This window comes from Thermoflexus sp., from assembly GCF_042408815.1.
Classification (GTDB): Bacteria; Chloroflexota; Anaerolineae; order Thermoflexales; family Thermoflexaceae; genus Thermoflexus.
Genome location: NZ_JBHOQR010000003.1, coordinates 56,843 through 69,883, shown reverse-complemented (window position 1 = coordinate 69,883; position 13,041 = coordinate 56,843). Strand labels below are relative to the sequence as shown.

The 13,041-nt window shown below is 63.7% G+C and carries 13 protein-coding genes; 2 read left to right on the top strand and 11 right to left on the bottom strand.

Annotated features, from left to right (window positions below; all coding sequences use genetic code 11):
* Positions 1-23: 23 nt before the first annotated feature.
* Genes ACFMO3_RS02160 through ACFMO3_RS02145 form a run of 4 tightly spaced genes read right to left on the bottom strand, consistent with a single transcriptional unit; the run spans position 24 to position 5,061 of the window.
* Entirely contained in the window at positions 24-1,382 is a 1,359-nt protein-coding gene (locus ACFMO3_RS02160) for a nicotinate phosphoribosyltransferase (protein WP_376788791.1), read from the bottom strand.
* A gap of 53 nt (positions 1,383-1,435) precedes the next feature.
* Positions 1,436-3,043 carry a phosphoglycerate dehydrogenase gene (serA, locus tag ACFMO3_RS02155; RefSeq protein WP_376788790.1) on the bottom strand — a complete coding sequence of 536 codons (1,608 nt, stop codon included), beginning with the start codon at positions 3,041-3,043 and terminating at the stop codon, positions 1,436-1,438.
* A 52-nt stretch (positions 3,044-3,095) separates the two neighbouring features.
* A complete protein-coding gene (locus ACFMO3_RS02150; RefSeq protein ID WP_376788789.1) occupies positions 3,096-4,178 on the bottom strand; it encodes a pyridoxal-phosphate-dependent aminotransferase family protein in 1,083 nt (360 codons plus the stop codon).
* Positions 4,179-4,227: 49 nt separating this feature from the next.
* Positions 4,228-5,061, bottom strand: coding sequence for an HAD family hydrolase (locus ACFMO3_RS02145; protein WP_376788788.1), 834 nt, complete (start codon positions 5,059-5,061; stop codon positions 4,228-4,230).
* A 103-nt stretch (positions 5,062-5,164) separates the two neighbouring features.
* On the opposite strand from ACFMO3_RS02145, the gene ACFMO3_RS02140 reads away from it, so the two are divergent.
* Positions 5,165-5,398, top strand: a complete 234-nt coding sequence (locus tag ACFMO3_RS02140) for a hypothetical protein (RefSeq protein WP_376788787.1) — start codon at positions 5,165-5,167, stop codon at positions 5,396-5,398.
* A 12-nt stretch (positions 5,399-5,410) separates the two neighbouring features.
* Here ACFMO3_RS02140 and ACFMO3_RS02135 read toward each other — a convergent pair whose 3' ends face one another.
* The 7 genes from ACFMO3_RS02135 to ACFMO3_RS02105 form a co-directional block, all read right to left on the bottom strand.
* Positions 5,411-5,848, bottom strand: coding sequence for a CBS domain-containing protein (locus tag ACFMO3_RS02135; RefSeq protein WP_299287624.1), 438 nt, complete (start codon positions 5,846-5,848; stop codon positions 5,411-5,413).
* A 170-nt stretch (positions 5,849-6,018) separates the two neighbouring features.
* A complete protein-coding gene (locus ACFMO3_RS02130; RefSeq protein ID WP_376788786.1) occupies positions 6,019-6,738 on the bottom strand; it encodes a molybdenum cofactor biosynthesis protein MoaE in 720 nt (239 codons plus the stop codon).
* 125 nt (positions 6,739-6,863) lie between these two features.
* Complete coding sequence (gene moaC / locus ACFMO3_RS02125) at positions 6,864-7,367, bottom strand: cyclic pyranopterin monophosphate synthase MoaC (protein WP_376788785.1); 504 nt, start codon at positions 7,365-7,367, stop codon at positions 6,864-6,866.
* A 41-nt stretch (positions 7,368-7,408) separates the two neighbouring features.
* Complete coding sequence (locus ACFMO3_RS02120; RefSeq protein ID WP_376788784.1) at positions 7,409-8,575, bottom strand: iron-containing alcohol dehydrogenase; 1,167 nt, start codon at positions 8,573-8,575, stop codon at positions 7,409-7,411.
* 64 nt (positions 8,576-8,639) lie between these two features.
* The gene (locus ACFMO3_RS02115; RefSeq protein WP_322801899.1) at positions 8,640-9,050 is read right to left on the bottom strand and encodes an SCP2 sterol-binding domain-containing protein; all 411 of its coding nucleotides are present in this window, start codon (positions 9,048-9,050) and stop codon (positions 8,640-8,642) included.
* Positions 9,051-9,170: 120 nt separating this feature from the next.
* Positions 9,171-11,255: an elongation factor G gene (fusA, locus tag ACFMO3_RS02110; protein WP_376788783.1), complete on the bottom strand. Its 2,085-nt coding sequence runs from the start codon at positions 11,253-11,255 to the stop codon at positions 9,171-9,173.
* 277 nt (positions 11,256-11,532) lie between these two features.
* Entirely contained in the window at positions 11,533-12,066 is a 534-nt protein-coding gene (locus ACFMO3_RS02105) for a hypothetical protein (RefSeq protein WP_376788782.1), read from the bottom strand.
* Positions 12,067-12,318: 252 nt separating this feature from the next.
* On the opposite strand from ACFMO3_RS02105, the gene lexA reads away from it, so the two are divergent.
* Complete coding sequence (gene lexA / locus ACFMO3_RS02100; RefSeq protein ID WP_376788781.1) at positions 12,319-12,993, top strand: transcriptional repressor LexA; 675 nt, start codon at positions 12,319-12,321, stop codon at positions 12,991-12,993.
* The last annotated feature ends 48 nt before the right edge of the window (positions 12,994-13,041 follow it).

Sequence of the window (13,041 nt, the reverse complement as noted above, 5' to 3'; positions counted from 1 at the left end):
CCACCCCGGTGGGGCATTGCCTCTCAGCTCTCCCCCAATTCTCCTTTCCGAGCGGCCAGGGTATGGGCCAGGGTCTCCAGGGCCGGGCTGAGGCGCACCGGATAGCGAGGGGCGTCCCGCAGCGCTTTATACCGCTCGGGCAGCCGCCGGAATGCCTCCTGGAACCGCTCGCGGATCTCCACCAGGGCAGGATGAGGCCGAAGCAAGCGTCCTCCCCCCATCACCTTCTCCAGCAGCGGAACGCCTCCCTCCACCTGCTCCTCCCGAAGGGCCAGGACGTCCTCCCGCATCTGGCCGTTTTCCTCATAGAACCGGAAGATCTGCTTCGGGCCGGGGAGAGACGCCTTGCCGGGGCTGAGTTTCAACGCCGGGCGATCCTCGTAGGCCACCAGCTTGTAAGCCATATCCAGCCACGGCCAATCCTCCGAGACCCCCATCCGGGTTCCCACGCCGAAGGCGTCAATGGGCGCCCCGGCGCGCACCAGCTCATCTATGCGATATTCATCCAGGCCTCCACTGGCCAGGATCCGAACCTCCGGTAGCCCGGCCTCATCCAGGATGCGACGCACCTCGCGGCTCAGGGCGAGCAGATCCCCGCTGTCCAAACGGACGCCGCTCAAGCGCCAGCCCTTCTGTTTCATCTCCAGCGCCACCCGCGCCGCCCGGCGGGCGCCCTCCAGGGTGTCGTAGGTGTCGATCAGGAAGATCGAGCGCTCCGGGAACGTCTCGGCAAAGGCTCGGAAGGCTTCCTCCTCCCCCGGAAAGGCCATGACGAACGAGTGGGCCATCGTCCCGGTGATCGGTATGCCATAGAGCTTGCCGGCCAGGACATTGCTGGTGGCCTGGAATCCGACCATGTAAGAGCAGCGGGCCACCTTCAAGCCGGCGTCGATCCCATGGGTCCGGCGCAGGGCGAAATCCACCACGCCGCGACCTCGCGCGGCGACGATGCAGCGGGCGGCCTTGGTGGCGATCATCGTCTGCAGGTGAATCTGATTGATCACATAGGTCTCGACGATCTGGGCCTGGATGATGGGAGCAGTGATCTCCAGGATGGGCTCATGGGCGAACACCAGCGTCCCCTCGGGGACCGCCCACACCTCCCCGGTGAAGCGAAGGGTGGCCAGGAAATCCAGGAAGGGGCGGGAGAAGATCCCGGTGGATTCCAGATAGGCCAGGGCCTCTGGAGGGAAATGGAAATCCTCCAGAAAGCGCAGCACATCCTCCAGCCCGGCGGCCACCAGAAATCCCCGTTCCGGGGGGAGATCGCGCACGAACAGGCTGAACGTGGCCTGACCCGTGACGCCATGGACCCAGTAGGCCTGAGCCATGGTCAGCTCATAAAGGTCCGTGATCAGAATGCGGTCTTCTGGTTTCACCATCGCAGACACCGCCTTCTGAGATGGGGGCTTGCAGCGTTCGATCCTGAGGAGAATCAGATGATTTCCGGCAAAAACGCCTGGCGCACGTCCTCGACCTCCGACATCGCCCGTAGGGCTTCCAGAACCTCGGGAGGAGCGGGAGTGTCCAGATTAATAAAAGAAAGGGCAGTGCCCCCTGGCCGATCTCGACCCAGGCGCCATTCCGCGATATTGATCCCATGCTGCCCCAGCAGCGTCCCCACGCGGCCGATCACACCGGGCACATCCCGGCTGCGCATGAAGAGCACCGCCCCGCGGGGCAGGGCTTCCATCGGGAAATCATCCACCTGGACGATGCGCGGTTCCCCCGCGAACAGCGCGCCCACGACCAGTCGGGTTTCCCGGGTGGAAAAAACCCGACATGCGATGGCCTGCGCGTAGGCTCCCAGGATCGGCTGGGCGGCCTCCGCGATCTGTATCCCTCGCTCCTGGGCCAGGAGGGGCGCGTTTACAAAGGTGACCTCATCCCCCAGGATCGGCGTGAGGAGACCTTTGAGAAAGGCCACCCCCAGAGGACGAAGGGCTGCCCGCAGCTCCTCTCCGCGCACATCGATCTCGGCCCGATGGATGCGCCCGCGGATCAGCTGCATCTGCAGGCGCCCGATCACCTCGGCGAGGCGCATGAACGGCGCCAGAGCGCGATAATCGGCCCCCTCGGGGAAAGGCAGGTTCACCACATTCCGGTAATCCCGCCCTCGCAGCGCATCCAGCACCTGCTGGACGATCTGACGGCTGATCAGGCGCTGGGCCTCCCGGGTGCTGCCCCCCAGATGGGGCACAGCCACCACCCGTTCATGGGCGATCAGGGCCTGCAGGATCGGAGAACGGGGCGGCTCCTCGCTGAAGGTATCCAGGGCGGCGCCGGCCACCCGGCCGCTGTTCAGCGCCTCCAGGAGAGCTTCCTCATCCACCACCGCGCCCCGCGCGGTGTTCACCAGGTAAACCCCGGGCTTCATCTTCGCAAAGGCCTGGCGGTTGATCAAGTGCTGCGTTTCACGGGTCAGGGGAACGTGGAGGCTGATCACGTCCGCCCGGGCAAAGAGTTCCTCCAGGTCCGGGACCAGCTCAATCTGTAGGGCTGCGGCCCGCTCCTCCGGGATATAGGGATCGAAGGCGATCACCTGCATCTCAAAGGCCCGGGCCCGGCGGGCCACCTCCACCCCGATCCGCCCCAGGCCCACCAGGCCGAGGGTTTTGCCCGCGAGCTGGACGCCGAGGAAACGCTCCCGTTCCCATTGTCCCTCCCGCAAGGAGAGCCAGGCTGGCGGGATCTTCCGCACGAGGGCCAGGAGCAGGGCGAAGGTATGCTCGGCCACCGCGATCGTGCTGGCCCCCGGGGTGTTCATCACCAGGATCCCCCGCCGGGTGGCAGCCTCCAGGTCGATGTTGTCCACCCCGATGCCGGCACGGGCGATCACCCGCAGCCGCTCCGCCTGCTCCAGGATCCCGGAATCCAACCGCACGCCGCTGCGAACGATCAGGGCATCGCACGTCCGAACCAGCTCCCGCAACTTTTCCGGGGAGGGGCGCCGGGCTTCCACCACCTCCACTTCCGGATCCTCCTGCAGCAGGGCGAACCCCTCTTCATCCAAAGGATCGGTCAGCCCGATCCGCCAGGCCATGGGTGAACCTCCCAGCGGATGTGAGCGAGGTTGCCTGTCCGATCTTCGCGTCTCATGGCTGGGCGTCGAGCCACTCCTCGATGTCGGCGAGGAGCTCCTCAAGGTGGTGAGGCTGGATCTCCCCCATATGGGCGATGCGAAAGGTCTTCCCCTTCAAAGGGCCATATCCGGAGGAAATCACCTTCCCCCGGGACCGCAGGAATTCATTCAACGCGCCCACATCGATGCCCCGGGTATTGGCCACGCATGTCAACGTCCACGAACGATAGCCGTCCTCGGCGAAGAGGCCGAAGCGTTCCATCGCCCACGCTTGGAGGCGCTCGGCCATCCGGCGATGGCGCTCCCAGCGGGCCTCCAGCCCTTCCTCCAGGATGCGCGCGAGCTGGAGATCGGCTGCGTAAAGCAGGGAGATGGCCGGCGTGGCCGGCGTCTCCCCCCGATCTGCATAGCGGGCCAGAGTGAGCAAGTCGAAGTAATAGCCTCGATGGGGGACTTCCTTCGCTTTCTCCAGCGCCCGCTCAGAGACCGCGCAGAAGGCCAGCCCGGGCGGCAGGGCCAAGCATTTCTGGGAAGACGTGAGCACGAAGTCCAGCCCCCATGCATCCGTCTCTAGCGGAGCCCCGCCCAGCGAGGAGACCGCATCCACCAGGATCAGCACCCCCGGGAAGGTCTGGTGCACCGCCCCGGCGATCTCCCGGAGCGGGTTCATCACCCCGGTGGAGGTCTCATTGTGTACCAAGGTGATGGCCTCGACATCCCGATGCTCCTCCAGGGCTGCCACCACCTGCTCGGGACGAATCCCCTTTCCCCATTCGACGGAGACGGGAACGGCCTCTTTGCCGTTGGCCAGGGCGACCTGATACCAGCGCTCTCCGAAGGCACCATTGATCAGGCACAGCACCTTACGGCGCACCAGGTTGCGCACGGCGGCCTCCCACAGACCGGTTCCCGAAGCGGCGATGAAGAAGACGCGGCCGCGAGTGCGGAAGATGGCCTGCAGGCGAGGGAGGATCCGCTCAAAGAGCGCCGTGAACTCCCGGCTCCGATGGCCGATCATCGGCCGGGCCTGAGCCCGCGCGATCTCCTCGGGAACGTAGGTGGGGCCTGGAATGAACAGCATGGGAGCCTGCTCCATCGCATACGCCTCCCGCGAGGTTAAAGGGGAACCTAGACGGCCAACGGCCTCAGGGCATGCTCGCCCATGCCCGCAGAAACCGCTCGTGGCGCTCGGGATCCCGAAAGCGCGCCAGGCCATCCCGGAACGCCTGCAATCCCTCTCGGAGCACGGCCTCGGCCGGCGTGCCCTGCAGCCGGCGCGCCCGCTCCGGCGAGAGGGCCAGCGGGAGAACCGGCGCGAGGCGATCGCAGGCGATATAGACATCGGCGGCTTCGGCGATGGCGGGCCGATGGAACACGCCACCGAACCCGACGAAGAGATGGACCGCGGGACGGGCGAGGAGATCGGTCGCGCCATCCCCCACCAGCATCAACCGTCGGCCCGGGGCTCGAAAACCCGATAGGAGGCGCGCTTTGCCATCCTGATAGAGAAGCGGAGAGGGCTCCACTCCGGCCACCGGTCCTTCCTCCCCCTGCCACCATGCGCCGGCGAACGGATCATAGCGGACGCGAACTGCGTGGACGCGCTGGGGTGGGATCCCCAGAAGCCATCCCAGCCCTCGCACCGCCTCCTCCAGTCCACTGCTCAAGAGATGAACGGCGATCCCACCGGCGTGGAGGGCCTGAAGGACCTGAGGGGCATCGGGGATCAGGTTCTCCCGGTAAATCCGGACCAGGTGGCGGATCTCCGCCCGGGTGGGACGGATCAGGGCGAGGCGCTGCTCATACACCGCCTCCAGAGGCAGACGGCCCGCCATCGCGGCTTCCGTAAGGGCTGCCACAATCGCCTCCTGGCCCCGCAGTCGAGCCAGCTCCACGATCCCCTCCACCCGCACCAGGGTCCCATCGCAATCCAGAAAAACATGGGTGCACGAAACCCAGCGCGCCGGCCCCTCCCCCATTCCCCTGGCTCCGTGAAAGATTTCCCAAAATTATACCGCAAGTCGCAAATCCGTCCAATCTGTGGGGCTAGAGGGTCGGCTTTGTACTGGAGGCAAAACGGGAATGAATTTCACCGGAGGCCCGGGTTTTGAGGATTTCTGCCGGTGGGCGGAGAGCCCGCCCGGCTACTGGATCCTGTTCGGGGGGTGCCGATCCCCCTGGATCTATCCGTTGCTTTCCTTGCGCATTGTGACCGTTGGCGTCACGCCGCGAGCCCCCCAGGCCCTTCCTCCCGGCAGCCTGTTGGAGCCATCCACACCCTTCCGGGTCCGGGGGGCTCGCATCCTGAAGGCGTAACCGGACGGGGTGCTATTCTTCGGCCGCCAGGCGTACCACCATCTTGAAGATATCGGACTCCGTGATGATCCCGACCACGCGGCCATTCTCCACCACGGGCAGGCCGCCGATCTTGTGCTCCAGCATCAGGCGCGCCGCCTCGTAGATCGGCGTATCGGGCGTGACCGTGATGACCTTGCGGGTCATGATCTTATCCACCGTGAGGCGGGCCAGGAGATAGTTGAGCTCAAAGATGCTCAAGGAGGTTGCATCCGAAGGGGAGGCCTCGCGCACATCCCCCAGGGTGACGATCCCCACCAGATGGCCGTTTTCATCCACCACCGGAAGGCGGCGGATGCGTTTCTCCTTCATGATCTGATGGGCCTCCGGCAGGGTTGTGCGTGGGGAGATGGTAATGGGATTCGGGGTCATCCAGTCCCGCACCTTGTATTGCTTGAGGACACTGGCCATGGAAGACCTCCGGGCGCAGGATTCCCATATTCAGTATAACATATCGCCGCATTCATTGCTCTGAAAAACGCAAGATTTTAGCGATATCGCTCCGGGGAATCGTAGCGGTCGTTGCGCCCAGGCGGATTGGCCCTGCCCTTGTTTCTTCATATGACACAGGCCGTCTTCGGCTACGAGGAGGATGGGGAGACGTCGGCCGGCGAGGGCCGGTAGTGGCCTTCGATCCACACCTCGCCGTGAGAGCCGATCTCTTTCTTCCAGACGGGGACGATCTCCTTCAGACGATCGATGCCATAGCGGGCGGCCTCGAAGACACCCTCATGGCGATGTCCAGAGGAGACCGCCACAGCGACCGTGATCTCTCCGACTTCCATGCGCCCTACGCGCTGCACCATGGCGATGCCGTGAATCAGCGGCCAGCGCTCCCGGATCTCGGCCGCGATCTGGCGCATCTTGGCCTCGGCCATCGGCCGATAGGCTTCGTATTCCAGGAACTCCACCCGCCGATCTCCCTCCTCGCCTCGCACGACCCCAGTGAACAACGCCACGGCTCCGGAGCGGGGAGTGGTCACCGCCCGCACCAGGGCGTTCAGATCGATGGGCCCGCTCGTGAGAGCCACAAGCTCCGGCCGCATGGGATCCCCCTCCCCTCCGCTGACCGGCGGGAACAGGGCTATCTCATCTCCCGGGCGCAGGCGATCTTCTGGGAAAGCGAACTCATGGTTGATGGCCACAACAGCGGAGGAGAGATAGGGCTGAAGGGTCGGATACGTCTCCCCGACGGCCCTCAGAAGATCCGCTACGGAGGCGCCGTCCGGAAGCCAGACGGAGATCTGCTCCTGGCCGGCACGGTCCTTCAAGGTGGCAAACAGACGGATCTGCACCTCCATCGCCCTTTCCTCACAGATTCCTGAAACAACGGAGATATGGTTAGGGGTCGCGCAGCCGAGCCGGAATCCAGGGTGCGGGATGCCCATTTTCCCCAAAGCCCTCAGGGGAGGGACGATCCTTATCCTCACGGTTCCAGAACCAGATCGCCGCTTTTCCCGCCGTGCTTCTCGATCAGGCGGATGTTGGTCAATCGCATACGCCGATCCATAGCCTTGGCCATATCGTAGATCGTCAGCGCGGCCATAGTCACAGCGGTGAGCGCCTCCATCTCCACCCCAGTGCGGGCCACGGTTTCCACCTGGGCGGTGATCTCCACCCATGGGAGCGGATGCGCTTCATCCGGCTCCCGAAGGGCGAAATCAACCAGAACCCGAGTGAGGGGCAGAGGATGGCACAAGGGAATGAGCTCGGGAGTGCGCTTGGCGGCCATGATGCCGGCAATGCGGGCGGCCGCTAGCACATCCCCCTTCGGAAGGCGGCCCTCCCGGATCGCCGCCATGGTTTCTGGAGCCATCCACACCTCTCCCCGGGCGATGGCCACCCGATGGGTTTCGGGTTTCTCTCCCACATCCACCATCCGCGCCCGGCCGCGCTCATCCAGATGGGTGAGCATCCCATCCCCCCGCATGCCGGAGAGTAAGGCGCCAGGGTCCCGTCAAGCCGGCGGCCCTAAAAGTCCACCATCTTCCCCTCATAAGCATACATCATCAGGTGCTCGATTTCCTCAGCCGTCGGGGATCGAGGATTGGTCAACGTGCTGGGGTCCGCTAAGGCGTATTCCACCAGGGTTGGCAGATCCGCCTCGAAATCATCCCGGGGGATCCCGCAGGCGGCGATGGTCTGGGGCTGCTCCAGCGTTTCGAGCATCTCCAGAACCGCCCGGGAAAGCTGGAAAGCGGCCTCGGGGCCGTTCGGGCTGGGCCAGCCGATGGCCCGCAAGAGATCCGCATAGCGATCTGCCGCAATCCGCGCGTTGAACTCAATCACATAAGGAAGAAAGAGGCCCACCGCTCGGCCGTGGGGGATGTCAAAGCGTGCCCCCAGCGCATGACCCAGGCTGTGCGCCAGGCCGACCAACGCGTTCCCAATACCGATCCCCGCCATCGTGGCCGCCAGGTGCATCTGGGCTCGGGCTTCTGAATCCCCCGCCCCTTTTCGATAGGCCCGGGGGAGATAGGTGAAGATCAGACGGGCGGCATGCAGACACATCGCATCGCTGAAAGGGCTCCGCCATGTGCTCACATATCCTTCCACCGCATGGGTCAACGCGTCCATCCCCGTATCGGCGGTCAGACGGGGCGGCAGCTGCATCACCATGACTGGATCCACAATCGCGATATCCGGCATGCTCTCACGGGATCCCACTCCCAGCTTGCGCCGTGCCTCCGGGTCCGTCAGGACCATCGCCCAGGTCGCCTCCGAGCCTGTCCCGCTGGTGGTGGGGATGGCAATCAAACGGGCACGCCGCCGCAGGCCCAGGGGCTCCATCGGGTTGATGGCCAACGGATCCAGATCCGGCCGCTCCAACAACACCCAGATCGCCTTGGCCGCGTCGATCACCGAACCCCCGCCCACCGCCACGATCCAATCCGGGTTGAAAGCGCGGATCACATCCGACCCCATCCGGACCAAATGGATGGTGGGGTTTGGCTCCACCGCGTCGAAGACGTGGACCTCGAATCCAGCGCGGCGCAACCGATCCTCCACCGGCTTGACCAGGCCCAGACGCCGAACCTGGGAATCCGTGATCACGAAGGCGCGTCGCCCCTCGAGCTGCTCGAGGTAAGAGAGGGCATCCTCGCCGAATACGATCTCCGGGGTTTTGAAGAACCACATGGACTTCAACCTCGTTCATGGATCTTCGCAGGGGCCCGGGGAAGATCTTTCCCCCCAGCCTTCTCTAAGCGATGAAATCCGTGGGCACCCGGGTGCAACAGAGCACCAGCTCCTTGGCTGCCCGCACGTTCCGCATAATGTTCACCATATTTCCCCTCAACTTGATGCGACCGGTGACCAGCGCCTGGATCGGGTCCAGCTTCCCCTGGATGACCTGCTTCCATACGGAATAGGGCGCGGACATCCGGTAAGCCGGGTTCCGGATGGATTCGTCGGTTACCTCAAAGGCCTCACGGCACTGACCATGCCAGAGATCCATATACAGCACCACCGGCTTCGTCAGAGGGCCCTCGGGCTCCACTACGAAATAGAAATCCCCTTCCCAGTTCTTCGCCGCCTCCGCGTAGCCCGGGCTTCGATTGACTTCCCCCATCAGGGCCTTGATCCACGCATCGGATGGGAAAAGAATCCCCATTGGATCACCTCCTCCAGAGGCGGTGGCCGAAATCCATGGAGGGTTGCGCAGCGGGTTTCCAGCCCCGCCGAATCCTTTGCCCTTCCCCACCGTCGAGCCCAACGGCGCCATCCCCGGAATTTACGCCTTTTCCCTGGCCGCCTCGCGCTCCCGACGGGCCTGTTCGATGATCATTTGAGCGATATGCGGTGGAACCTCCTCATAGTGGCTGAACGTCATGCGGAACACCCCGCGCCCCTGGGTGAGGGAGCGCAGCTGGGTAGCGTAACGCTGCATCTCCGCCAAGGGGGCAAGGGCGATGATGACGCTCTTATCGCCCTGCTGCTCGATCCCCTGCACCCGGGCCCGACGGGTGTTCAGATCGCTGATCACATCCCCGGTGAACTGCTCGGGGACAATAATGGTAAATTGCATGATCGGCTCCAGGAGCACCGGGCCCGCCTGCTGGAATGCCAGCTTGAAGGCCTCGCGTCCGGCGATCTGGAAGGAGATATCATTGGAGTCCACCGGATGCTCCTTGCCATCGTAAACCGCCACCCGCACATCCACAATGGGATACCCGGCCAGCAACCCCTGCTCCATCACACTCCGAATCCCCTTCTCAATCGAGGGGGCGAAGTTCGAGGAGATCGCCCCGCCGAAGACCTCCCACACATATTCGAAGCCGCCATCCCGTGGGAGGGGTTCGATCCGCAAATGAACCTCCCCAAACTGCCCTGCGCCCCCGGTCTGCTTCTTATGACGATACTGGGCCTTCGCCACTTTGGTGATCGTCTCCCGATACGGAACCCGGGGGACGCTGGTCATGATCTCCACACCAAATTTCGTGGAGGCCCGCCGGATCGCCACATCGATGTGGGTATCTCCCATACCCTCGAGGATGGTCTGATGCGTGGAAGGCTCTTGGCGGAGGTGAAGGGTGGGATCCTCCTCGCACAGGCGCTGGAGCGTGGGGATCAATTTGGCCGAATCCGCCTTGGTCTTGGGCTCCACCGCCACCGCATACAGCGGCGTCGGATAGATCGGTGGGGCGATCCGAACCGGATGGCTGCGGTCGCATAGGGTATCCCCGTGGCCGGTGACGTTCAGCTTCGGCACCGCCCCGATATCTCCCGCCGCCAGCTCTGGAACAGGGATCTGCTCCTTCCCCCGCATCACAAAGATTTGAGCCAGCCGCTCGTCCTGATTCCGATTCGCATTGAACAGGTGGGAGTTGGAACGCACCGTGCCCCGGAAGACCCGGAAGTAGGCGAGCTTCCCCACAAAGGGATCTGCCATGATCTTGAATACGTAAGCCACGGTCGGGCCCATGGGGTCTGGCTGGACAATCTCCGGTTGTCCGTTGGAAACAGGGAGCGCTTCGACCGGCCGAGCCTCCAGCGGCGAAGGGGCCAGCTGCACCAGGAGGTCCAGCAAGGGACCCACGCCAATGGTCGATAACCCGGCCGCGCATGCCACTGGGACGATGCGCCCGGCCAGAAAGCCCGCCTTCAACCCTCGTCGGATCTCCTCTTCGGTCAGCTCGCCGCTCTCCAGATACTTCACAATCAGTTCATCATCCGCCTCCGCCGCGGCTTCCATCAGGCGCATCCGAGCCTCCTCCGCCTCATCCCGTAAGCCGGCGGGGATCTCCCCGATCTCGCCGCGCGGCCCCCGCCGGGCCTTCATGGCGATGAGATCCACTACCCCCTCAAACGCGGACTGGCTGCCGATGGGAAGCTGAATGGGAACGAAATGGGCCTTAAAAACGCGGCGCAGACCTTCCAGGGCGTTCTCGAAATTCGCATTATCCCGATCCATCTTGCTGATGACTGCGATACGCGGCACCCCCCGTTCCTCCAGCGCCGCCCATGCCTGTTCTGTGCCCACCTCCACGCCCGCCACACTATCCACGACCACCAGCGCACAATCGGCCACATGAACCGCGCTCCTCATCTCGCCGACGAAATCCAGATAGCCCGGCGCATCCAGAAGATTGATCTTGTGGCCTGACCATTCCACAGGAACAAGGGAAGCGTAAATGGAGAGACGACGGCGGATCTCTTCCTCATCGAAGTCGGAGACAGTGTTGCCCTCCTCCACACGGCCCATACGGGTGGTCGCCCCGCTCAGGAACAACATCGCCTCCACCAGCGTGGTCTTGCCTGAACCGTTATGACCCACCAGCACCACATTGCGGAGGTCCTCGGTTCGATAGACTTTCATCGCGCCTCCCCCTGATTGAGGATGACTGCGGATCCGCTCATCCGAGCGGGAGGAGCCTCTCGTCCCCGAAGCGCTTTCATAAGCCGGCGAAGCCGGTTCAACGATCCTCCCAACACAGATGCCCTGTCCACAACTTCAATTATAGCCGCGCGATTGGCTGTCGGAACATCCTTCCCGGCGACCCCCTCCACAAAAAGGCAGGAGCCATCTTCGGCAGCCCCCCATCCTCGGGAATCCCCCAGCGGACAAAGCATCCCTCTCCGTTTTCAGGGGCTGGCTAATGGATTCGATCCGCCTGCTGGAGACGACGAAGCAGCCGTGTCTCCAGATCCTCTTCCGGTTCCGGTGGACCCAGGGCATCCTGATGCCGGCGGATCAGGGCGACGGTGAGGGGATCACACCCGATCTCCATGGCCCACGCGGCCCCGATCTCAGGGTGAGCCCGATAACGCCACACCCGATTCACCCAGCATCGGAAGATGGGCCATCGGAAACACCCGAAACGATCGGGCTGGATCCCCACGGCTTCTCCCAGAACGATCAGCGCTCGCTCCCACGGTGGGAGCGGCGCCGCCGCCTTCCCCACATCGTGCAACAACGCCGCCTTCAAGAGGGCTGGGTGCGTCTCCCCCCAGGCTAGCAGGGTGCGCAGAACCGCCAGACTGTGCCGCTGATCCCCCGGGGCCATCCGCCAGAACAGCGCCTGGGCTTCCGGAGGCAGGATCCGCGCCACCAGCGCCCGGTCTTCCTCCCCGATCCGGGCTGTGATCGCCCACCCGAATTGCCGGACACGATACAGCCATCGGCACACAGGTTCCCCTCCAAAGATCGGATCCTCCTTGATCATACATGGTGGATCCTTATAACCGGGAAGCCCGAGGGATCCCATTGGACTCCCCAAGGCGGGGAGGGCGATGAACCCGCTCAAAGGCGATTTCCCATGGTCGCCCAAAGGGCAGGTCAACCCCGGTGGCGGAGAAATGATCATCCCTTGACATGGAACAAATGTTCCGATAAGATTTGGGAAAAGTTGGGATACGTTTTGGGATACGGGAGGCTCGGCATGACGCGGAGGCGCCGATCGCGGATCCGACGGAATCTTCGGCAGGAGATCCTCCACTTTATCGCCCGATGGTATCAGCAGGAAAGAACCTATCCGACCGTTCGGGAGATCCAGAGGGGATTGAAGATCTCCTCACCTTCTGTGGTGGACTATCATCTCCGCCAGCTGGAGAAGGAAGGTCTCATCGTTCGGGTGGGTCGGCGCTCTCGGGGGATCCGCCTCCGACAATGGCCGGATGGATTGGCCCCGGTAGAGGATATGATCCTCATTCCCTTCATGGGGTCGATCGCCGCTGGCGAGCCGATCCCCCACCCCGATGCGGAGCCCCATGCCTGGATCCGGATCCCTCGCCCATGGCTTGCCCATGGGAACGGGCTGTTTGCCCTTCAGGTTCGTGGGAATTCCATGATCGATGCCCTGATCGGCGATGGGGATCTGATCATCGTGCAGCCTACGCCCGAGGTGAGGGACGGAGAAATGGCAGTGATCTGGTTAACGGACCGCCACGAAACCGCACTGAAGTATGTGTATCGGGAAGGAGATCGCGTCCGCCTGCAGTCGGCTCATCCAATCATGAGCCCCTTCGATGTGCCGGCAGAAGTGGTTCAAATCCAGGGGAAGGTAGTTCAGGTGCTCCGGAGCCTGAATGGCATCCCGCTCCCCTTGGAAAAATAGAACGGACACGCTTTCGCTAGGAGCAGCTGGAACCCCTTCCGCTCCCCT